We start from the raw sequence: 21,788 nt of genomic DNA on the forward strand, positions 1-21,788 counted from the left end.
CCCGCACCCCGGGTCCCGCTGGCAGGATCGGCACACATGGATCAGACATGGGCCAACCGCGCGGCCAGCGCCGAGGCTGCCGTCGCGAAGCGACATCTGAAACGGCTCTGGGGGCTGCCCGGTACTCAATTGGGGGTGGTGGCCTGGCCGGCGGCCCGGCGGGACCGGTGGTTCGGCAGCTGGCATTACTGGTGGCAGGCGCAGCTGTTGGATTGCCTGGTCGACGCCCAGCTGCGGGATCCCAAACCGGAGCGGCGCACCAAGATCCGTAGGCAGATTCGCACCCACCGGCTGCGCAACGTCGGCCGGTGGATCAACGACTATTACGACGACATGGCGTGGCTGGCGCTGGCGCTGGAGCGCGCCGCCCGGGTGGCCGGCGTCAACTGCCGACGCGCGCTGGACACGCTGACCAACCAGTTCCTGCACGCCCCGATGTCCGAGGACGGCGGCGGTATCCCCTGGCGCAAACGGGACCAGTTCTTCAACGCCCCCGCCAACGGTCCGGCGGGAATCTTCCTGGCCCGCTACGGGGATCGGCTACGACGGGCCGAGCAGATCGCCGATTGGATCGACACGACCCTGATCGATCCCCAGACACACCTGGTGTTCGACGGCGTCAAAGCGGGTTCGCTGGTCCGCGCTCAATACACCTACTGCCAGGGAGTGGTGCTCGGGCTGGAGACGGAGCTGGCGGCACGCACCGGCTCGCAGGCCAGGGAACGGCATGCCGAGCGGGTGCGCCGGCTGGTCGCGGCCGTCAGTGAACACCTGGCGCCCAATGGGGTGATCCGGGGCGCCGGCGGCGGTGACGGCGGGCTGTTCGCCGGGATCACCGCCCGCTATCTTGCGCTGGTGGCCACCACGCTGCCGAAAGACACCGCCGGGGACGTCGCGGCCCGCGAAACGGCTCGCTCGCTGGTGCTGTCCTCAGCGCAGTCGGCGTGGGACCACCGGCAGACGGTGAACGGGTTGCCGTTGTTCGGCGCGTTTTGGGATCGCACGGCCGAGTTGCCCACGGCGGATGGCCCGCCGGCGAAGTTCGTCGACGGGGCGGTGGTGGGCTCCGAGGCGGCCGAACGCGATTTGTCGGTGCAGCTCTCCGGCTGGATGCTAATGGAGGCTGCCGGCACCGTCACCGACTTTCCAAGGAGGCCCCAGTGAGCAAAGTCCACTCCGATCCCGGGTCCGCCCTGCACGGCCTGCTCAAGGACGGCATGATCATCGCTGCGGGCGGATTCGGTCTCTGCGGCATCCCGGAGAACCTGATCCAGGCCGTGGTAGACAGCGGCGTCCAAGGCCTCACCATTGTCGGAAACAACGCCGGCGTAGACGATTTCGGCATGGGCTTGCTGCTTAAGGAACGGCAGGTGAGGAAGGTGATCGCCTCCTATGTGGGCGAGAACAAGGAGTTTGAACGCCAGGTGTTGGCCGGAGAACTGGACCTCACCCTGGTCCCGCAGGGCACACTGGCGGAAAAGTTGCGGGCCGGCGGGGCGGGCATTCCCGGTTTCTACACCCGCACCGGTTACGGCACCCCGCTCGCCGAAGGCAAGGACACCCGGGTGTTCGACGGTACCGAGTACCTCCTCGAAGAGGGCATCCGCGCCGATCTGGCCCTGGTCAAGGCGTGGAAAGGGGATGCCGCGGGCAACCTCGTCTACCGTAAGACGGCCCGCAACTTCAACCCCATGATCGCCACCTGCGCCGCGGTGACGGTAGCCGAGGTGGAGGAGTTGGTCGAGGTCGGCGATTTGGACCCCGACGCGATCCACACCCCCGGCATCTACGTGGATCGCATCATCGAGGGTCGCCACTATGAAAAACGCATCGAGTTCCGCACGGTGAGCGACGGTGCCGCACCCAGGACGGCCAATCCGGTCCGCGAGCGGATGGCCCGGCGCGCCGCCGCGGAACTGCGCGACGGCTATTACGTCAACCTGGGTATCGGCATTCCGACGCTGGTCGCCAACTTCATTCCCGAGGGCATCAACGTGACTTTGCAGTCGGAGAACGGACTGCTTGGCATCGGCCCCTACCCGACCGAGGACACGCTAGACCCCGATCTCATCAACGCCGGTAAGGAGACCGTCACCAGCCTTCCCGGCTCGAGCTTTTTCAGCAGCGCCGATTCGTTCGCGATGATCCGCGGCGGCCACATCGATCTGTCGATCCTGGGCGCCTTGCAGGTCGCCGAGAACGGCGACCTGGCCAACTGGATGGTGCCGGGCAAGATGGTTAAGGGACCGGGCGGCGCCATGGACCTGGTGTCGGGAGTCAAGCGGGTCATCGTTGTCATGGATCACACCGCGAAAGACGGCAGCCCCAAGATCCTCAAGCGATGCACCCTGCCGCTGACCGGCACCGGGGTGGTGGACATGATCATCACCGACCTGTGTGTCTTCGACGTCGAGCCCGGAACCGGTCTGATCCTCAAGGAACTGCATCCCGGGGTCACGGTTGAGGAGGTGCGGGCCAAGACGGCCTGCGACTTCAGCGTCGCGCTCTAAGCGACGCTTATGCGGCTTTTTCGGGAACGACGAGCGTCTCGGTTTTGGGTGCGCGCCGGCGCTTGAGGTAGGCCCGGCCCGCCGACGTCAGTGCCGGCAGCAGCGACACGACCAGGATGCACCAGACGATCAGCTCCAGGTTCTTGTTGACGAACGCCACCGTGCCCAGGAAATAGCCCAGCAACGTTGCGCCCGCGCCCCAGGCGACACCGCCGATGATGTCGAAGCCTAAAAACACCGGATACCGCATATACGAGACACCGGCGACTACCGGCACGAACGTTCGCACGATCGGCGCGAAACGCGCCAAGATGATCGTCACCGGGCCGTATTTCGCAAAGAATGCGTGCGACTCGGTCAGATAGCGCTGCTTGAAAAACCGTGAGTCTTCTTTTTTGAACAGCGCCGGCCCGATCCGCCTGCCGATCAGATACCCGCTCTGATCACCCAGAACCGCAACCACCGCGACGCAGCTGGCCAACACCCCGATGCTTACCGGCGGGTGCGCACTCGCAGTCAACAAGCCGCCGGTGAACAGCAACGACTCACCGGGTAGCAGCGGAAACAGCAGCCCGGTCTCGATGAACACGATGAGCAGAATCCCGGGCAACACCGCGTGCCGGAACACGCCATCGACGCCGAGCCAGTACATCGGATCGAGCAGGTCGGGCAAGGCCGCCACGGTGGTGGTCACCGGTCCTGCGGCTGCGAGGGCAATCATGAGTTCCCAAGATACCGGGGCTGATGAGTGGGTCTTGGACAAGGCGCGGGGCCGGCGGGCTGTTTCCGCCGGCGCGGTGTTGGGATACTGAAGCGATACGGTCCCACGTGATCATCACGTGCAGTCACCGGAGCAGCTCGAAACGTCTGAGGAGGAACCTCCATGCCGATCGCAACACCCGAGGTCTACGCGGAAATGCTGGGCCGCGCCAAGGAAAACTCGTATGCATTTCCAGCCATCAACTGCACGTCCTCGGAGACCATCAACGCGGCCATCAAAGGCTTCGCCGACGCCGGCAGCGACGGCATCATCCAGTTCTCCACCGGCGGCGCGGAGTTCGCCTCCGGCCTCGGAGTGAAAGACATGGTGACCGGCGCGGTGGCGCTGGCCGAGTTCGTTCACGTCATCGCGGCGAAGTACCCGATCAACGTCGCTTTGCACACCGACCACTGCCCCAAGGACAAACTCGACAGCTATGTGCGCCCGTTGCTGGCGATCTCCGCCGAACGCGTGGCCGCCGGCAAGAATCCGCTGTTTCAGTCGCACATGTGGGACGGCTCGGCGGTGCCGATCGATGAGAACCTCGCCATCGCTCGGGAACTGCTCAAAGCGGCGGCCAGCGCGAAGGTCATCCTCGAGGTCGAGATCGGCGTGGTGGGCGGTGAAGAGGACGGCGTCGTCGGTGCAATCAACGAGAAGCTGTACTCCACCCCGGAAGACTTCGAGAAAACGGTCGAGGCGCTGGGCACCGGCGAGCACGGCAAGTACCTGCTGGCCGCCACGTTCGGCAATGTGCACGGCGTCTACAAGCCCGGCAACGTCAAACTGCGCCCGGAAATCCTGGCCCAGGGCCAGAAAGTGGCCGCGGCCAAGCTGGGCCTGCCCGAGGACGCCAAACCGTTCAGCTTCGTCTTCCACGGCGGCTCCGGGTCGGAAAAGTCGGAGATCGCCGAGGCGGTGCGCTACGGCGTGGTGAAGATGAACGTCGACACCGACACCCAGTACGCGTTCACCCGCCCGGTCGCCGGGCACATGTTCACCAACTATGACGGTGTCCTCAAGGTGGACGGCGACGTGGGGCGCAAGAAAGACTACGACCCGCGCAGCTACCTCAAGAAGGCCGAGGCGTCGATGACCGAGCGGGTGATCGAGGCCTGCAACGACCTCAAGTGCGCCGGAAAGTCCTTAGGCACAAGCTAATTGGTGGAAGCTAATTGGTGGGGGACTGACAGATCTCCCACTGGTTGTCGCGAAATTGCAAATCAAAGCTGCGGGCTGAACGGACCTGCGGATCATAGGCCATGAACGTGGTGACGTTGGCTTCCGCGTGTTCACCGTTGACGACGACCTGATCGATGCTGGCGATCACCGGGTACTGCTTGGCCGCCGAAACCCGGTGGTAGGTGTCCGCCCAGGCACGCTCGTCGTAGTTCAGGTAGTTGTCGCGGGTGTTGCCGCAGGTCAGACTGCGCAACGTGGCCAGGTCGCCGGTTTGCATCGCGACATCGAAGCGCTGGATGGTGGCACGGACCTGGTCTTCCGGCGAGGCCTTCGGCGCCCGGTGACGGGTCAGCAGCACAGTGCCCAGCACCGCGATCGCGGCTACCGCCAGAATGACCAGCACCAGGGCGAGCACCCAGCCCCAGTCCCAGTGACGCGACGGACGCAGCTTCGACCCGAGCTGAGGCGGGATCAATTGCGGCATCGCCCGTTTCGGGGCAAAGTGGGGCGCACGTCCGGTATCGATGATCTCGGTGGCGGGTTCCGGTGCGGCTTTGATGACGGTGGTCTCTTTGGCGTCGAAACCCGGGGCGGTGAATCGGCGTTCCCCCGGCTGGCGCTGCGGCTTCGTGACGCCGGGCGTGATCGCCGGCTCCTGTCTGGCCATCACCTCGGTCGCGGGCTCGGCGTCACCGGGCGCCGCCGGCTGCTTTTCGGTTGCGTCCTCGCCGGGGTCCGCGGTCGGCTCGTCGGCCGGGCGGGCTTCGGGCCCCAGCGGTTCACCCGGCATAGCGCCCGGGCCCGCCGCGGAGGGGTCGGGCGGGTCCTTGCGGTCGGGCCCTGATGGGTTGGACATGGGCGTTGCAATCCTCCGGCTATCCGGTTCGCTACTCGAGCTTAGCGACCCGGCAGGAGGCTGGACGCGATCACCGAGCACCCGGGTAACCGCGCGGCAAAACGGCACAATGGAGCCATGACGCCGACGGGTGATCTCCTGCAACCCGATCCGATCCTGTTGCCCGGCGATGGCGGGGCCGAGGCCGATCTGCAGGCCGGCAAGGACCCGGCCGTCGTCGCGGCGGCGCATCCGGCGGCATCCGCCGCCTGGGCGGTGTTGGCCGACGCGGCGCTGGCCGACGGCGCGGCGGTCACCGCCTACGCCTATGCCCGCACCGGATACCACCGGGGTTTGGACCAGCTGCGCCGCAATGGGTGGAAGGGTTTCGGCCCGGTGCCGTATTCGCATCGGCCCAACCGGGGCTTCCTGAGATGTGTGGCCGCGCTGGCGCGGGCGGCGCAGGCCATCGGCGAGACCGACGAGCACGCGCGCTGCCTGCAGCTACTGGATGAGTGTGACCCCAACGCTCGGTCCGAGCTGGGCTTGTAGCACGGGGCGACTCGTCGCCTGTCGGGCAAGGCTTTAAAACCAGGCGCTCCAGAACCGGGTCAGCTCGTTGCCGGCGCCGGCCAGCGCCGCGGGCACTCCGGAGAGTTCGAAGAAGAAGCCCACGACCCCGAAGAACCACCGGTTGAGCGCCGGCGCTACGAACAGCACCAGCAAAAACAGCAGGCCGTAGGGTTTGAACTGGTCCAGCGCGTGCTGGGTTTGCGGGCTCAGATGGGGCTCCAGTGCGTCGTACCCGTCCAGGCCGGGGATCGGCAGCAGGTTCAGCACCACCGCGGTGACCTGGAGGAATCCCAGAAACGCCACCCCCGCCCACAGCACCGGATGCGCCGGGTCATACCACAGTCGGGTCGCGGTCAGCAGCGCCACCGCCAGCAGCAGGTTGGTCGACGGCCCGGCCAGCGCGACCATGGTTCGGCGCGCGGTCCTCATGTACGAGGTGCGCAGGTATACCGCGCCCCCCGGAAGGCCGATCCCGCCCAGCGCGATGAACAGCATCGGCAGGCCCAGCGAGAGCATCGGATGGCTGTAGCGGCGGGGATCCAGGGTGAGATAACCGCGCAGCGCGACATCGCGATCGCCGAACCGCCACGCGGTGACCGCGTGGCCGAACTCATGCAAGCACAGCGACACCAGCCAGCCGGCGATCACGAAGATGAATACCCCAACATAGGCCAGCGGGCGGACGCTTGCCCCGGCCAGCCACGCCAGCGCACCACCCAGCGCCGTTACTCCGACGATCGCCCAAAAGATCGGGCTCGGTCGCACCGATTCGTGCACCCCACGGAAATTCACCTCTCGAACCTACCGGACCAGCAGCCATCCCTCGGTGTGCCGATAAAACGTCGAGCGCCTGATCGGCCGCGAGGAGCGGACTCCGTCGCGCAGCATCACGGCCCCGGTGCTGCCCAGCTGCGCCGCCCGCCCGGCCTGCCAGCGCGGCGACCAGCCGCGCCCACCCAGCACCCGGGCCCGCAGGCCGGGCAGCGTTGCGGTGGGCTCGATGCGCACACCGGCGACATCACCGTCGAAGAGCACGGTGTCGTCGACGACGGCCTCGCCGCGCAGCTGCCGCCCTTCTTCGGGTGGTAACCACACAGCGCTGCCGACGATCACCGTGCCCGTCTCGTCACGGATCAGCGGCGCCCGGCGGGCGCTGCCGCACCGTGCCCGCCGGGCCGCTCGTCGGCCGGCCGGTAACCGGTAGGCCCGGGTTGCCGCGGTGTGACGCACCGGCGTGTAGCCGACCTCGACACCCAGCCGGTCGGTGCGCAACAGCCGGGTTAGCACCGCCGCCAGGTCGGCGTCGGCGCCCACCACCACCAGCCGGCGGTAGCCACCGATCACGGTGTCCAGGTCGGCCCGCACCCCGGCGGGCAGCACCGGCAGGCCAACCAACGGCCCGGGGATTTCCCCCCCGAACCACAGCACCGCGATGTCGGCGTTGTCCACCGTGATGTTCAGCGACTCCTTCCCACTCCAGCCGGTTCTCAATACCGGTGTTTGAGCTGCGGGGCTTGAGCAGCACAGCTCGGCTTCCCGTCGGGGTCTCTAGGAGGCCTCTGAACAAGGAAGCCTGGCGGGGCGGGAAGAACGCCGACAAGGCCGTTTCTTCGGCAGTAGGTCAGACCTGACTGGTCGACAACGTGGTCGTTCTTCCCGCCGATTCCAGTTTGGGTGAGGTCGTCGAGATGGGCAAGGGGGTGGGCCGTGGCCGTCAGGCCAGGGCCCAGGCCCCGTCTGTGCGGGTCAGGCCGCTATTGATGAGTGTGCGCAGATTGATTGCGGCGCAACGCAATCGCAGCCAGGCGTGGTTCTTCTCGACGCCGTGGTAGCGCAGTTTGATCCGCCGTCCACGGTTGGTGGCGGTCCAGGCGACGATCCGCTCGACCGTCGAACGGGTGGGGTAGGCCTGCTTGAACTCCGGCGTGCGGGCTTGTGCTCGTGCGTCGCGCAGCAGCTGCTCGTGCGGGTGGATGCTCATCGCGCGACCGTCTTTGGCCGTGGTGCAGCGGGCTCGCAGCGGGCACTCGGCACAGACCGCGCCGAAGCTCACCGCGCGCTTGGCGGTCATGGTGCGGGTATGCCCGCCCGGGCAGGTGACGGTCCCGGCCCGCTCGTCGATGGTGAAGTCATCGAGGGTGAACCCACCTGGCACCGCGGGGACCAGCGGCTTGGGCTTGATCACGGTGTGGTGCCCAGCGCGCTGGTAGGCGGCACGCGCGGCCCCGGTGCCATACGCCGAATCGCCATACACCTCAAGACCGCCACCCCGCGCGGTGTGGGGTTGGCCAGCATCGATAGCCCCGGCGGCGACCATCGAGGTGACCGCGTCGACCGCAGCGGCCACGCCGGCGGCCACCTGGTGGGATTCGCCCATTTCCGCTGGTACAGCGCTATCCGGTTGGGCCGAACCATGATCAGCGCCGAGCGCCCCCGCCTCGGGCTCGGCGACACCGGGTTGGCTGTCCACACGCGCGGCCCCGGCCCCGTCGTCGCTGTCGTTGCCGCTGGGTTGGTAGCGGTCGCGGGCGATCAACTTCTGGCCGACCACGGCGTCGCTGTGCTCTTCTCCGGCCGCCTTGGTCAACTCGGCGTCGGTGATCAAGGCGGTCTCGGGCTCGGCGACCAGGTGCCCACGGAACCCGTCTTTACGGTGGGACTTCGACTTACGGGTGTGGCGGGCCTCGGTGTCCACGGTGGAGATGACACGATCCGGCGCGACCCGCCGCGCGATGCGCCACCGCCCGTCGGTGCCATCAGAGCCCTCGGCGGGCTCCACGTCTTGGCCGGCGACCAGCGCCAACAACCCCAACGCATCCGCGGCAGCGTCGGTACGCGCGGGCGCATCCGGCCCGGCCAGCTCGGCCAGCACCGCGGTCGCGTCGTTGACCAGATCCGACACCAACCCCTGCTTGGCCACCGGGTCATCCCAATCGATGTCGGGCTTGCCCGCCTTGGAGTAGTCCAGCTTGGCGACCCGCTCGATCACCGATTGCGCGCCCGGTACCAGCCGGGCCACCTTGCGCATCGCCGCCACCAGTTGGGTCACCGTGTCCTGGGTGGCCACCGCGTCGTCGAACACCGTCGAATCCACGCACCGTTTACGCCGCCCCCGCAAAAGCCCGGTCTCGGCGATGACCCGCGCGACCGCATCGAACACCCGGTCAGGTTGATCAGAGGCAGCGATCCGCTTGCGCCAATACACCAGCGTCGACGGGTCGAACGAGGTCTGCGTTAACGAGCGCCCGCAGGCCACCTTCCAGCGGATGTCATACCGCAGCGCCTCCGCGGTCTGCGGATCCGACAGGTCATAGAGTTCCTTGAGCACCAGCACCGACCCGATCAGATCCGCCGGCAGCGAAGGCCGCCCGGTCGAAGAGGCGAACAAATCCGCGATGAACGAATCCGGGAACAACTCATGACGATGCTCGGCCAAAAACGCGAAGATGCTGCCCGCCGGCACCAGCTCCCCGACCAGCGCCTGCGCGTCCAACAACTCCCGATCCGACCGCGTAACCCCTTGCACCACAACATCATCACAGACCACATCGGGCTCAGTCGTCAGACACGCCCAGCGCTGGACGGGTTATTCAGCGCCGTCCTAGGGTCCACGCCGTCGCCGGGCTAGTGTTGGTCACCGGCTGGACCACAATAATTGGGGGTAGCAGCATGCCGGCAATCGTCCTGATCGGCGCCCAGTGGGGTGACGAGGGCAAAGGAAAGGCCACCGACCTGCTCGGCGGGCGCGTGCAGTGGGTGGTGCGCTACCAGGGCGGCAACAACGCCGGGCACACCGTCGTCTTGCCCACCGGGGAGAACTTCGCGCTGCATCTGATCCCGTCGGGCGTGTTGACCCCCGGCGTCACCAACGTCATCGGCAACGGCGTGGTGGTCGACCCCGGCGTGCTGCTCGACGAGCTGCGGGGCCTGGCGGACCGCGGTGTCGACACCTCCCGGGTGCTGATCTCCGCCGACGCGCACCTGCTGCTGCCGTATCACGTCGCCATCGACAAGGTCACCGAGCGTTACCTGGGCACCAAGAGGATCGGCACCACCGGCCGCGGCATCGGGCCCTGCTACCAGGACAAGATCGCCCGCATCGGGGTCCGGGTCGCCGACGTGTTCGACCCGCCCCTGCTAGCGCAAAAGATCGAGGCCGCACTGGAATTCAAGAATCAGGTGCTGGTCAAGATCTACAACCGCAAGGCGCTGGAGCCGGCGCAGGTCGTCGACGCGTTGCTGGGGCAAGCCGAGGTGTTCAAGCACCGGATCGCCGACACCCGACTGCTGCTCAATGCCGCGCTGGAGCGCGGCGAAACCGTGTTGCTGGAGGGCTCGCAGGGCACGCTGCTCGACGTCGACCACGGCACCTACCCGTATGTGACCTCGTCGAACCCGACCGCGGGCGGCGCGGCGGTCGGCTCCGGCATCGGTCCCACCCGGATCAGCACCGTGCTGGGCGTCCTCAAGGCCTACACCACCCGGGTGGGCTCCGGTCCGTTTCCCACCGAGTTGTTCGACGACAACGGCGAATACCTGGTCAAAAGCGGTGACGAGTACGGGGTGACCACCGGCCGGCGCCGCCGCTGCGGCTGGTTCGACGCGGTCGTCGCCCGCTACGCCACCCGGGTCAACGGGATCACCGACTACTTTTTGACGAAGCTCGACGTGCTCTCCAGCCTGCAAACCGTGCCGGTGTGCGTGGGCTACACGATCGACGGCAAACGCACCTATGAGATGCCCATGACGCAAAGCGATCTCGCTCGCGCCGAGCCGATTTACGAGGAGCTGCCCGGCTGGTGGGAGGACATCTCGGCGGCACGGGAGTTCGATGACCTGCCGGCCAAGGCGCGTGACTACGTCTCACGACTGGAAGAGCTTGCCGGAGCGCCGGTTTCGTGTATCGGGGTAGGGCCTGGCCGAGACCAGACCATCGTGCGCCGCGATGTCCTGGCGGCCCGCCGATGACCGGAGTCGCCGGGTCGCCGGCGCGGTGGTGAGTTGGAGGGTGCCGCCGCGCGGAGAGCTCGCGCTACAGGGCGCGCAGCAGCGCCTTGCGGCCCTTCACCCGCAGCGTGTGCGCGGTGGAGTTGCGCAGCGCCTCGATTCGCGCGGCCATCTTGGCACCCAGGTCGGCCAGTTGCTCGTCGGTGACGTGCACGGACGGCGGGAACGGGATCATGTCACGCTCCTCCTCGTCGGCGTGCGCCTCCAGCGTGGTTGCGAACGTGCGCCATTCGTCGTCGTAGTTGGGCGCGGCCGGCGGGGTGTGCAGCAACGTGGAGAGCGCATCGATGACCTGGCGATGCTCGGCGTGGGCGACGGCAACCAGGGAACCGGCGCCCGCCGCCAGCGCCGGGTAGTACAGGTCATCCTCGATCCGAAAGTGGATATCCAATTCGACGAGCAGCTGGTCGAGGTAGTCCTGTCGTTCGGGGGCCGTCGGCGGGGTTTCGCCGATCTTTTTGACCAGTCCCTTCAGCGTCTTGTGATGCTCTTGCAGCACGGTGTAGGCGTTCACTTGGCCACTCCTTTCGCGGCGCCGAGCGCATGCGAGTCGGCTGCGCGCACTTCGACCATTCCGTTGTTGATCCGTGTCTGATAGCGCGGCAGCGGCGCCGCCGACGGACCGCGCAGCACCGCTCCGGTCTCGGCGTCGAAGCGTGAGCCGTGCCAGGGGCAGACGATCCGCCCCCGATCGACCCAGCCGTCGCTCATCGGGGCGGCCAGATGGGGACAGAGCTCCCCGAACGCGGCCACCTTCCCGTCGACGCCGACCCGGCACACCACCAGTCCGACACCGTCGACCTCGACACGCCGCGGCTTGCCGTCCGTCAGGGACTCCACCGGCAACACCGGTGTCCAGTCGGTGGTGCGCAACCGCCTGCCGGACTGGTCGATGCCGATTCCCGACTCGAACACCAGGGCTCCGCCCAGGTAGCTGCCGCTAAGGGTGATGCCGTAGCCGAGGGCGCTGAACGCGATGCCCCGCAGGTGGCGGCCCCGGCCGCGATCCCGCCAGGACATCACGTACAGGCCGGTCGCCAGGAGGTTCACGACGCCGTGCACCGCCCCGACTCGGCGCTCCTCCTGGTGGGTGTGTTGCCAGTCGCTGACACCGGTGACCGCGGCGGCAAGGTTGGCCAGGATGCCCAACCCGAGTGCTTGCCGGGCAAACCGCGACGCGTCGACGAGCTCCGACTTGGGCCGGCCCGGCAGCAAACTCAGCGCGTCCAAGCCGACCGCAGTCCCGATCGCTCCACTGGTCAGCGACGCCAACGGTGGGTGCAGCGGGTGCCCCAGCCAGACGCCGTTGAGAAAGTTCGCGACCCCGTCACGGGCGTTACCCAGCGAGTTGAACGCGTAGCTGAGCAGGTGCTCGAAGCGGTAACTCGGCCGGTCCAGCCACTCCTGGCGGCCGATGAACGCCAGCACCCGCCTGCCGAATTTGTGGTCCTGAGTTCCACGCGACCGCAAAACCATCCTCATGCCCTCCCTCAACTGCGGTCAGAAATCATAATGCGGCACACCGGGTTCGCTACGTTGCGGTCACGGTCGGCGGCCGCCGGAGGCGGCGGCGGCCCTCTGCGCCGGGCCGCGCGGGGCATCCCCTCTATCCTTGAGCGGCATGGGGGATGGCGCCCGGACCGGGATGTGAATTCACGGCAATGACTGAACGACGAGATCTTTCCCGCGGGCATCCCGGAAACCACGAGGGCCGGCGCGACGAGACCGAAACGACGAACATTGCGGTGAACCAGCGGGCTCCCGGCGAGTCCGACGACGAGCCGCCCGGGCATCACCCCAGGGTGATGCTGCTCGGTTCCACTGAGCTGAGCCGCGAGCTGGTGATCGCCTTTCAGCGCCTGGGGGCCGAGGTGATCGCCGTCGAGCGGCACCCGGGCGCCCCCGCACACCGGCTAGCCGATCGGTCACTGGTGGTCGACACGACCGACACCGAGGAGCTGGCCACGGCGATCGGGCGGCTACGGCCGAATTTCGTCGTGACCACGACCGTCGAAGTGGCCACCGAAGCGCTGAACGCCGCTGCCGAACTTGGATTCACCGAGGTTGTCCCCAGCGCCCGCGCGGTGCGGTTGACCGCCGACCGCGAGAGCCTGCGACGGTTGGCCGCCGACGAGCTCGGCCTGCCCACCGCGCCGTTCTGGTTCGCCGGATCGCTGGATGAACTCAAGTCGGTGGCCGCCTACGCCGGGTTTCCGCTATCGGTGACGCCGGTGGCGGCGACGGCCGCCACGGAGCGGTCGGTGCTGGCGGGGCCGGACGACATCGAGCCGGCCTGGCAGCGCGCGGTGGCCGCCAGCGGCCAGGGTGCTCACCCCCGGGTGCTCGCCGAGACCGTGGTGGAGATCGACTTTCGGGTCACCCTGCTCACCGTGCGCAGCTACGGTCCGGCAGGGCCGATGATCGAATTCTGTGCACCGATCGGGCATCGCGAGGTCGCCGGCGGGGTGCTGGAATCCTGGCAGCCGCAAGAGTTGAGTGCGGCGGCGATGGGCGTGGCCAAGTCGATTGCGGCGCGTATCGTCAAGGCGCTCGGCGGGCGCGGGGTCTTCGGGGTCGAGCTGATGGTCAGCGGCGAAGAGGTGTACTTCTGCGATATCACCGCACTCCCTTATGAGAGCGGCCTGGTGACACTGCGCACCCAGCGGCTATCGCAGTTCGAGCTGGCGGCCCGGGCGACTCTCGGTCTGGCGGTGGACACCATCATGATCTCACCGGGGGCCGCGCAGCTGATCTATGCGGGCGATTACGCGTCCGCTTCACCGCCCCTGGCGGGGACCCCCGCGCCGGTCACCCTGGCCGACGTGCTCGCCGTGCCGGAAAGCGACGTCCGGATGTTCGGCGGTGTGTCGGGCGGGTCCAGCTGGCTTGGCGTCGCGCTGGCGACCGCACCCGACGTCCGGACGGCCCGGGAGCGCGCCCGGCGCGTGTCGGCAGCGCTGCATCGGCTGCCGCGGGCGTGAGGGAGGGCATCGGCACGATATGCGAGACTCGGGACAGTGAGTTACGCCGGCGATATCACCCCGGAGCAGGCCTGGAAGCTGCTCTGCGAGCACCCCCGGGCGGTGCTGGTCGACGTGCGAACCGAAGCCGAATGGTGCTTTGTCGGGGTGCCCGACCTGTCGAGCCTGGGCCGCGACATTGTGTGCGTCGAGTGGAACCGCATCGACGGCTCGCGCAACGAGAACTTCATCACCGAGTTGTTGGAGCAAGTCCCCGCCACGGGCGACCCGGTGGTGTTCATCTGCCGCTCGGGTCATCGGTCCGTCGGTGCCGCCGAGGCCGCCACCGCGGCCGGTATCACCCCCGCCTTCAACGTGCTGGACGGTTTCGAAGGTCACCTCGACGACGCGGGTCATCGCGGCAGCACCGGATGGCGGGCGGTCGGGTTGCCCTGGAGGCAGTCGTGATGCGGGCGACGATGCGGAGCCCAGCGATGAGGAGGAGCGACTCAGATGACTGACCAGCGTTCGATCCGCACCCCGGCGCCGCTGCCCGGCGATGTCAGCCAGGCCACCCTCGGGGTGCGTGGCGGGCTGTTGCGGTCCGGGTTCGACGAAACCGCCGAAGCGATGTATTTGACGTCCGGTTATGTCTACAAGTCCGCCGCAGACGCCGAGAGGGCCTTCGCCGGTGAAGCCGACCGCTACGTGTACTCGCGCTACGGCAACCCGACCGTCACCATGCTTGAGGAACGGCTGCGGCTGATAGAGGGAGCCCCGGCGGCGTTCGCCACCGCCAGCGGGATGGCGGCGGTGTTCGTTTCCCTGGGTGCGCTGCTGGGTGCCGGTGACCGGCTGGTCGCGGCGCGCAGCCTGTTCGGGTCGTGCTTCGTGGTGTGCAACGAGATCCTGCCGCGTTGGGGCGTCGAGACCGTGTTCGTCGACGGCGATGACCTGTCGCAGTGGGAGCGGGCCCTCTCGGTGCCCACTCAGGCGGTGTTCTTCGAGACCCCGTCCAATCCCATGCAATCGCTGGTCGACATCGCCGCGGTGACCGAGCTGGCTCATGCCGCCGGGGCGAAAGTGGTGTTAGACAACGTTTTCGCTACCCCTATCCTGCAACAGGGCATCCCACTCGGGGTTGACGTAGTGGTGTACTCCGGCACCAAGCACATCGACGGGCAGGGGCGAGTGCTGGGTGGGGCCATCCTCGGCGACGAGCAGTACATTGACGGCCCGGTGCAGAAGCTGATGCGCCACACCGGCCCGGCGATAAGCGCCTTCAACGCTTGGGTTTTGCTCAAAGGCCTTGAGACGCTTGCTATTCGGGTTGAACACTGCAATAGCTCGGCGCAGCGGGTAGCCGAGTACCTACAGGGGCATCCGGCGGTGAGGTGGGTCCGCTACCCCTACTTGACGTCTCACCCCCAATACGACCTGGCCAAGCGTCAGATGTCCGGAGGCGGGACCGTGGTCACCTTCGCACTCGACGTCCCCGAAAGCGTCGGTAAGCAGCGGGCCTTCGAGGTGCTGGACAAGCTGCGGCTCATCGACATCTCCAACAACCTCGGTGACGCGAAATCGCTCATCACCCATCCGGCGACCACGACCCATCGGGCGATGGGCCCGGAGGGGCGGGCCGCGATCGGCCTGGGCGACAACGTGGTCCGTATTTCCATCGGCCTGGAAAGCACCGAGGATCTGATCGCCGACCTCGACCAGGCCTTGCGCTAAACGGTATGGATGGGCACCGGCCACGCCATACCGTTTAGCTGTTTGCCGGTCTCGTCGAGAAGACCGGGTGAACCCCTGCAATGCCGCGCAGACCGGACGATATCGGGTTTTACGGGGGGACCGTTTAACCGGCCCCACACATGGACCATTATCAAGACATGAGTGAAACACCTGACTCCCCGGCCCCACCGCAGCCGACTTCGGTCGCCCCACCGACGTTGCCACCGAGTGGTCCGCCAGGAGCTGCGGCGCCGTGGCAGGCGCGACGGCCGAGCGGGCTTTACAAGGTTGCGGCGTGGGTCGCAATTGTCGCTGGCGTTGTCTTCATCGTCACGGTGATCTTCTTCAGTGGCTTTACGCTTGGTAGGCACTCTCACGGGTATTACTACCAGCATCCTCGCCACGGCATGTTCATGCCCGGCGGGCCGTCCGGCGGGCCCCCGATGGGCCCCATGGGCCCGGGGCAGTGGCTGTTCGTCTTTCCCGGTGGACCGCCCGGTCCCATGGGACCGGGCATGGGACCGGGCATGGGACCCGGCATGGGACCGGGCATGGGACCGGGCGGTACCGCAACCACCAGTCCGACCACTCCCGCGCCGCGTCCCTAGGCTTAGCCCTAACGCTGAACCCGGCCGGCCGGGCGTTGCCGATCGGCGGGTGCCCGGCTTCTGTTTCGCCGGCGGGGTTGGCATGATCGTGCCATGAGCATCGAAGTCGTCTACACCGCAGAATCCACGGCGACCGGCGGCGGCCGCGACGGTCATGTCAGGTCAGCGGATGGCCGCATCGACTTCGACACGACACCGCCGAAAGAGATGGGCGGCAGCGGCGAGGGCATCAACCCCGAACAGCTGTTCTCGGCCGGATACGCGGCCTGCTTCCTCGGTGCGTTGCGGCTGGTGGCTCGAAACGCCGGTGTCAAGCTTGACGACGCGACCTCCGTGACGGTCCAGGTGGGTTTCGGCAAGGACTCCGAGGGCGGGTTCGGGCTGACCGGGAACATCGTCGGCTACCTGCCGGGCCTGCAGCAGAGCGTCGCCGACGATCTGATGCGCCAAGCCCACCAGGTGTGCCCGTATTCCAAGGCCACCACCGGCAACGTGGACGCGACGATCTCCGCGCGGGTGTAGCGGTGATCGTCCCGGGCTGTCACGGCACGGCCGCAGCTGTCGTCGCGGCGGGGTGGCTGGCGCTGTTGGCGACGGGTCCGGCGGTCTGCGCGACGGCGGCCGGGCCGTCGGAGCCGGGCGTGGTGAACTACGCGGTGCTGGGCAAGGGGTCGGTGGGCAACATCGTCGGCGCGCCGATGCGATGGGAATCGGTGTCGACCGAGCCGTACCAGGCGTATTGGGTCGATGATCCGGTCTGCAACAACTGGGCCGATATCGGGCTGCCCGAGGTGTACAACGACCCCGACCTGGCGTCGTTCAACAGCGCGGTCACCCAGACGTCGGCGACCGACCAGAGCCACTACGTCAAGCAAGCCGTCGGGGTGTTCGCCACCACTGACGCCGCGAGCCGAGCCTTCCATCGCGTGGTCGATCGGACCGTCGGCTGCTCCGGGCAAACGACCGCGATGCACCTGGACAACGGCACCACCCAGGTGTGGTCGTTCCAGGGCGGGCCGGCGACCGCCACCGACGAGGCCTGGACCAAACAGGAAGCCGGTACCGACCGTCGCTGCTTCACCCAAACCCGTCTGCGGGAAAACGTGCTGCTGCAGGCCAAGGTTTGCCAATCGGGCAACGGCGGCCCGGCGGTCGACGCCCTGGCCGGAGCCATGCAGAACACCCTGGGCCAGTGATGCGGTGCCAAGTTGAGCATTCGCTGCTCGGCGGATCCTGCCGATATCGGCACGACGATATCGGTAATGTGTCGATGCCCTCTGAAAGAGGAGCCGGGTGGGTATTGTGCGGCTAACCGCGCAACGGTCCGCGACGGATAAAGCGCGGACCTGAGGGGGTTAGGGACATGGCGTTGGTGCCACAGCTGGATAGTTCCTGCGCGGCGGACGAGTTGGCCGGCTCGCAGGCCGCCGCGGACTACATCGCCGCCACCTGCCTGACCGACGCCTCGCCGGGACGGGTCGGCCTGGAGGTGGAGGCGCACTGCTACGACCCGGCCGACCCGCATCGCAGACCGGGCTGGGAGGAAATCACCGACGTCCTGGCGGGGCTTCCGGTGCTGCCGGGAGGCAGCGCGGTCACCGTCGAGCCCGGCGGTGCCGTGGAGCTGTCGGGTCCGCCCGTCGAGGGTGTCGCGGCGGCGATCGACAACATGATCTGCGATCAGGCGCTGCTGCGGGCGGCGTTCAATGAGGCCGGTCTGGGACTGGTGTTGTTGGGCACCGACCCGCTGCGACCGCCGCAGCGCGTCCACCCGGGCGCGCGCTACCGGGCTATGGAGCAGTTTTTCGCTGCCACCGGCACCGGGGCGGCCGGTGCGGCGATGATGACGTCGACCGCGTCGATCCAGGTGAATCTCGATGCCGGACCGCGGGCGGGGTGGGCGGCCCGGGTCCGGCTGGCACACGCGCTGGGGCCCACGATGATCGCCGTGGCCGCCAACTCACCGTTGCTGGGTGGGCGATTCTCCGGCTGGCTGTCGACTCGTCAGCGGGTGTGGGGTGAGCTGGACTCTGCGCGCTGCGGACCCGTTTTGTCCGTCAGCGGCGAGGATCCCGCCACCGATTGGGCGTGTTATGCGCTGAAAGCGCCGGTGATGCTGGTGCATAACTCCGCGAGCGGCGGCGCCGTTCCGGTGACGGCGTATGTGCCGTTCGCCGACTGGGCCGATGGGCGGGTCCCGCTGGGCGGGCGCCGTCCCACCGCAGCCGATCTGGACTACCACTTGACCACCCTGTTCCCGCCGGTGCGCCCGCGCGGCTGGCTGGAGATCCGTTACCTCGACGCCGTTTCCGATGCCCTCTGGCCGGCGCTGGTGTTCATGCTGGTGGTGTTGCTCGACGACCCGGGCGCCGCCGACGTCGCGGCCGAGGCTGTCGAACCGGTTGCCACCGCCTGGGACACCGCGGCGCGGATCGGCCTGCGGGACCCCCGCCTGTATGCGGCCGCCCACCGGTGTGCGGTCGCCGCCGCCGCGCGGGCACCCGCGGAATTGAGTGAGACGATGCACCGGTTGGTCTGCACCGTTGAGCGGGGCCGCTGCCCGGCCGACGAGTTCGCCAGGCAGGCGATCACACACGGCGTCGCGCCTGCGGTCACCCGGTTGGCTCAGGGGTGCCGATGAGCCTTCGAGAAGAGCTGGCCCGCGATCTGACGCGGGCTCGCGAGCGGACGCTGCGGTTGGTCGATTTGGATGACGCCGAACTCCGCCGCCAGTATGACCCGTTGATGAGCCCACTGGTATGGGATTTGGCGCACATCGGTCAGCAGGAAGAACTGTGGCTGCTGCGCGGCGGCGACCTCAACCGGCCCGGGATGCTGCCGCCCGAGATCGACGGCCTCTACGACGCGTTCGCCCACCCCCGGGCCGGCCGCGCGAGCCTCCCGCTGTTGCCTCCCGGTCCGGCCCGGGCGTACTGCCGGGCGGTGCGCGCCGCCGCGATGGATGCCCTGGATGCCCTACCCGAGGACAGCGCGGCCGGGGACGCGGGGTTTGCGTTCGGCATGGTCGTCAGTCACGAACATCAGCACAACGAAACCATGCTGCAGGCATTAAACCTGCGTGCGGGTGCGCCGCTGCTGCGGTCGACGGCCACGCTGCCGGCCGGGCGTTGCGGGCTGGCCGGAACGTCGGTGCTGGTGCCCGGGGGCCCGTTCGTGCTCGGCGTTGACGCCGAGAGCGAGCCGTTCTCGTTGGACAACGAGCGCCCCGCTCACGTGGTCCACGTCCCGAGCTTTCGGATCGGCAGGGTGCCGGTCACCAATGGCGAATGGCAACGCTTCATCGACGACGGCGGCTACCGGCAGCCGCGGTGGTGGTCGGCGCGCGGCTGGGAACACCGGCGGCGGGCCGGCCTGACCGGGCCGCAGTTCTGGAACCCCGACGGTACCCGCACCCGGTTCGGTTATCTGGAGGAGATTCCCGCCGACGAGCCGGTCCAGCATGTCAGCTACTTCGAAGCCGAGGCCTACGCCGCCTGGGCGGGCGCTCGGCTGCCCACCGAAATCGAATGGGAGAAGGCGTGCGCCTGGGATCCCGCGACCAACACCCGCCGCCGGTACCCCTGGGGATCCGAGGAACCTTCCGCAGAACGTGCCAACCTCGGCGGTGCGGCGCTGCGTCCCGCGCCCGTCGGCGCCTACCCGGCCGGGGCGTCCGCGTACGGAGCCGAACAGATGTTGGGCGACGTGTGGGAATGGACCAGCTCACCGCTGCGACCCTGGCCGGGATTCGTCCCGATGATCTACCAGCGTTATTCGCAGCCGTTCTTCGGTGGCGACTATCGGGTGCTGCGCGGTGGCTCGTGGGCGGTGGAGCCGGGCATCCTGCGGCCCAGCTTTCGCAACTGGGATCATCCGTATCGTCGGCAGATTTTCTGCGGCGTCCGGTTGGTGTGGGACGTCCCCGATGCCGGGGACGCCGACTGATGTGCCGGCACCTGGGATGGCTTGGCCAGCACGTCAGCATTTCCTCGCTGGTCTTGGAACCACCCCAGGGCCTGCTGGTGCAGTCGTATGCGCCGCGCCGGCAAAGACACGGCATGCTCAACGCCGACGGTTGGGGAGTGGGGTTTTTCGACGGATCCACCCCGCGGCGCTGGCGCAGCACCACGCCGCTGTGGGCTGACGCGTCGTTCGCCTCCGTAGCGCCCGCGCTGCGCAGCCGGTGCGTGATCGCCTCGGTACGCTCGGCGAGCGCTGGGATGCCGATCGAAGCTAGCGCCACCGCGCCGTTCACCGACGGTGTTTGGCTGCTGGCGCACAACGGGATCGTTGACCGGACGGTGCTGCCGACTACGGCGGCATCCGAATCTGTCTGTGACAGTGCGCTGTTAGCAGCCCTGATCTTCTCGCGCGGTCTGGACGAGCTGGCGGAGACCATTCGGCAAGTCGGGGCTGCCGACCCGAATTCCCGGCTTAACATCTTGGCGGCGGACGGTTCTCGAATGCTGGCCACCACCTGGGGAGACACCCTGTCGATCCGGCGCCGCGACGACGGCGTGGTGCTGGCCAGTGAGCCCTACGACGATGACGCCGAATGGACGGACGTTCCGGATCGCCACCTCGTCGAGGTCACCGCGGATCGCGTCACGGTGACCGCTCTGGATGAGAGAGCATCTTGATGACGCTGTCGCTGTCGAACCATCTGGGCGCCGACTCGGCGTACCGTGCGCTGTGCCGCGATGTGTTCGAAGGCTTGCGTAAGACGCCGAAATCGCTGCCGCCCAAGTGGTTTTATGATGCTGTTGGCAGCGAGCTGTTCGATCAGATCACCCGGCTGCCGGAGTACTACCCGACGCGCACGGAAGCCGAAATCCTGCGTGCCCGTTCAGCGGAAGTCGCCGTCGCCAGCGGAGCCGATACCCTGGTCGAGTTGGGCAGCGGCACGTCGGAGAAAACCCGCATCCTGCTCAACGCGCTGCGCCAGTGTGGGACGCTGCGGCGCTTCGTGCCGTTCGATGTCGACGCAAGTATGCTTGAAGCCGCCGCGACCGCCATCGCGCGTGACTACCCGGATATCGAAATTGATGCTGTCTGTGGGGATTTCGAGAAACATCTGGAAAAAATTCCCGGCGGTGGTCGACGGCTGTTCGTGTTTTTGGGTTCCACGATCGGGAACCTCACACCGGGACCGCGTGCGGAATTCCTGGCAACGCTGAGCGCTGTGTTGCGGCCGGGGGACAGTTTGCTGCTCGGCACCGACCTGGTCAAGGATGCCGGTCGGCTGGTGCGAGCCTACGACGACGCCGCCGGGGTGACCGCCCGGTTCAACCGCAACGTGCTGGCCGTGATAAACCGCGAACTCGACGCCGATTTCGAGGTCGATTCCTACCAGCATGTCGCGCGCTGGAACGCCGCCGAGGAACGCGTCGAGATGTGGTTGCGGACGGACACGCCGCAGCGGGTTCGGGTGCGGGCGCTGGGACTCACCGTCGAGTTCGCCACGGGCGAGGAGATGCTCACCGAGGTCTCGTGTAAGTTCCGGCCCGAGACGGTGGCCGCGGAGCTGGCCGCGGCGGGGCTGCGCCAGACTCACTGGTGGACCGATGGGGCCGGCGACTTCGGGGTGTCACTGGCCGTCAAATGAGCGCCCCTGCCCGG

General features: G+C 67.8%; 22 protein-coding genes. 15 read left to right on the forward strand and 7 right to left on the reverse strand.

The annotated features are described in order from the left end of the window. Positions 1-36 precede the first annotated feature (36 nt). Both QJR12_RS04005 and QJR12_RS04010 read left to right on the forward strand, forming a co-directional pair. Positions 37-1,164, forward strand: coding sequence for a glycoside hydrolase family 76 protein (locus QJR12_RS04005; protein WP_300576667.1), 1,128 nt, complete (start codon positions 37-39; stop codon positions 1,162-1,164). Beyond that, complete coding sequence (locus tag QJR12_RS04010; RefSeq protein WP_300576670.1) at positions 1,161-2,510, forward strand: 3-oxoacid CoA-transferase; 1,350 nt, start codon at positions 1,161-1,163, stop codon at positions 2,508-2,510. The genes QJR12_RS04005 and QJR12_RS04010 overlap by 4 nt, the downstream gene beginning before the upstream one ends. Positions 2,511-2,517: 7 nt before the next feature. On the opposite strand, the gene QJR12_RS04015 is transcribed toward QJR12_RS04010, so the two are convergent. Then, a complete protein-coding gene (locus tag QJR12_RS04015) occupies positions 2,518-3,204 on the reverse strand; it encodes a VTT domain-containing protein (protein ID WP_300579613.1) in 687 nt (228 codons plus the stop codon). Between the two features lie 189 nt (positions 3,205-3,393). On the opposite strand from QJR12_RS04015, the gene fbaA reads away from it, so the two are divergent. Beyond that, positions 3,394-4,431, forward strand: coding sequence for a class II fructose-bisphosphate aldolase (fbaA, locus tag QJR12_RS04020; protein ID WP_300576673.1), 1,038 nt, complete (start codon positions 3,394-3,396; stop codon positions 4,429-4,431). Between the two features lie 10 nt (positions 4,432-4,441). On the opposite strand, the gene QJR12_RS04025 is transcribed toward fbaA, so the two are convergent. Beyond that, entirely contained in the window at positions 4,442-5,242 is an 801-nt protein-coding gene (locus QJR12_RS04025) for a hypothetical protein (protein ID WP_300579614.1), read from the reverse strand. A 183-nt stretch (positions 5,243-5,425) separates the two neighbouring features. Between QJR12_RS04025 and QJR12_RS04030 the strand changes: the two genes are divergently transcribed. Then, positions 5,426-5,839 carry a DUF3151 domain-containing protein gene (locus tag QJR12_RS04030; RefSeq protein ID WP_300576676.1) on the forward strand — a complete coding sequence of 138 codons (414 nt, stop codon included), beginning with the start codon at positions 5,426-5,428 and terminating at the stop codon, positions 5,837-5,839. Positions 5,840-5,872: 33 nt separating this feature from the next. Here the strand turns inward: QJR12_RS04030 and QJR12_RS04035 are convergent, their stop codons facing one another. From QJR12_RS04035 to QJR12_RS04045, 3 genes are all read right to left on the reverse strand, one after another. Continuing rightward, positions 5,873-6,652, reverse strand: a complete 780-nt coding sequence (locus QJR12_RS04035) for a site-2 protease family protein (RefSeq protein ID WP_300576679.1) — start codon at positions 6,650-6,652, stop codon at positions 5,873-5,875. Positions 6,653-6,661: 9 nt separating this feature from the next. Further along, a complete protein-coding gene (locus tag QJR12_RS04040) occupies positions 6,662-7,351 on the reverse strand; it encodes a peptidase M50 (protein ID WP_300576682.1) in 690 nt (229 codons plus the stop codon). Positions 7,352-7,574: 223 nt separating this feature from the next. After that, a complete protein-coding gene (locus tag QJR12_RS04045) occupies positions 7,575-9,386 on the reverse strand; it encodes a transposase (RefSeq protein ID WP_300576137.1) in 1,812 nt (603 codons plus the stop codon). 143 nt (positions 9,387-9,529) lie between these two features. On the opposite strand from QJR12_RS04045, the gene QJR12_RS04050 reads away from it, so the two are divergent. Further along, the gene (locus QJR12_RS04050) at positions 9,530-10,828 is read left to right on the forward strand and encodes an adenylosuccinate synthase (RefSeq protein WP_300576685.1); all 1,299 of its coding nucleotides are present in this window, start codon (positions 9,530-9,532) and stop codon (positions 10,826-10,828) included. A 64-nt stretch (positions 10,829-10,892) separates the two neighbouring features. Here QJR12_RS04050 and QJR12_RS04055 read toward each other — a convergent pair whose 3' ends face one another. Beyond that, positions 10,893-11,381, reverse strand: coding sequence for a hemerythrin domain-containing protein (locus QJR12_RS04055; protein WP_300576687.1), 489 nt, complete (start codon positions 11,379-11,381; stop codon positions 10,893-10,895). Beyond that, complete coding sequence (locus QJR12_RS04060; protein ID WP_300576689.1) at positions 11,378-12,343, reverse strand: Rieske 2Fe-2S domain-containing protein; 966 nt, start codon at positions 12,341-12,343, stop codon at positions 11,378-11,380. Before QJR12_RS04060 ends, QJR12_RS04055 begins: the two co-directional genes overlap by 4 nt. A 329-nt stretch (positions 12,344-12,672) precedes the next feature. Between QJR12_RS04060 and purT the strand changes: the two genes are divergently transcribed. The 10 genes from purT to egtD all read left to right on the forward strand — a co-directional run bounded on the left by purT (position 12,673) and on the right by egtD (position 21,774). Next, a complete protein-coding gene (gene purT, locus QJR12_RS04065) occupies positions 12,673-13,848 on the forward strand; it encodes a formate-dependent phosphoribosylglycinamide formyltransferase (RefSeq protein WP_300579615.1) in 1,176 nt (391 codons plus the stop codon). A gap of 36 nt (positions 13,849-13,884) precedes the next feature. Next, positions 13,885-14,295, forward strand: a complete 411-nt coding sequence (locus tag QJR12_RS04070) for a rhodanese-like domain-containing protein (protein WP_300576690.1) — start codon at positions 13,885-13,887, stop codon at positions 14,293-14,295. 45 nt (positions 14,296-14,340) lie between these two features. Next, positions 14,341-15,561, forward strand: a complete 1,221-nt coding sequence (locus tag QJR12_RS04075; RefSeq protein WP_300576692.1) for an O-succinylhomoserine sulfhydrylase — start codon at positions 14,341-14,343, stop codon at positions 15,559-15,561. A 158-nt stretch (positions 15,562-15,719) separates the two neighbouring features. Then, complete coding sequence (locus QJR12_RS04080; protein ID WP_300576695.1) at positions 15,720-16,169, forward strand: hypothetical protein; 450 nt, start codon at positions 15,720-15,722, stop codon at positions 16,167-16,169. Between the two features lie 93 nt (positions 16,170-16,262). Continuing rightward, positions 16,263-16,691, forward strand: a complete 429-nt coding sequence (locus QJR12_RS04085; RefSeq protein ID WP_300576697.1) for an organic hydroperoxide resistance protein — start codon at positions 16,263-16,265, stop codon at positions 16,689-16,691. Positions 16,692-16,696: 5 nt separating this feature from the next. Next, the gene (locus tag QJR12_RS04090; protein ID WP_300579616.1) at positions 16,697-17,365 is read left to right on the forward strand and encodes a sensor domain-containing protein; all 669 of its coding nucleotides are present in this window, start codon (positions 16,697-16,699) and stop codon (positions 17,363-17,365) included. A 167-nt stretch (positions 17,366-17,532) separates the two neighbouring features. After that, the gene (gene egtA / locus QJR12_RS04095; protein WP_300576700.1) at positions 17,533-18,810 is read left to right on the forward strand and encodes an ergothioneine biosynthesis glutamate--cysteine ligase EgtA; all 1,278 of its coding nucleotides are present in this window, start codon (positions 17,533-17,535) and stop codon (positions 18,808-18,810) included. Next, on the forward strand, positions 18,807-20,114 hold the full coding sequence (gene egtB, locus QJR12_RS04100) for an ergothioneine biosynthesis protein EgtB (protein ID WP_300576703.1): 1,308 nt from the start codon (positions 18,807-18,809) through the stop codon (positions 20,112-20,114). The genes egtA and egtB overlap by 4 nt, the downstream gene beginning before the upstream one ends. Further along, the gene (gene egtC, locus QJR12_RS04105) at positions 20,114-20,809 is read left to right on the forward strand and encodes an ergothioneine biosynthesis protein EgtC (protein ID WP_300576706.1); all 696 of its coding nucleotides are present in this window, start codon (positions 20,114-20,116) and stop codon (positions 20,807-20,809) included. The genes egtB and egtC overlap by 1 nt, the downstream gene beginning before the upstream one ends. After that, on the forward strand, positions 20,809-21,774 hold the full coding sequence (gene egtD, locus QJR12_RS04110) for an L-histidine N(alpha)-methyltransferase (RefSeq protein ID WP_300576708.1): 966 nt from the start codon (positions 20,809-20,811) through the stop codon (positions 21,772-21,774). Before egtC ends, egtD begins: the two co-directional genes overlap by 1 nt. The last annotated feature ends 14 nt before the right edge of the window (positions 21,775-21,788 follow it).

The organism is Mycobacterium sp. (genome assembly GCF_029961025.1).
Taxonomy (GTDB): domain Bacteria; phylum Actinomycetota; class Actinomycetes; order Mycobacteriales; family Mycobacteriaceae; genus Mycobacterium.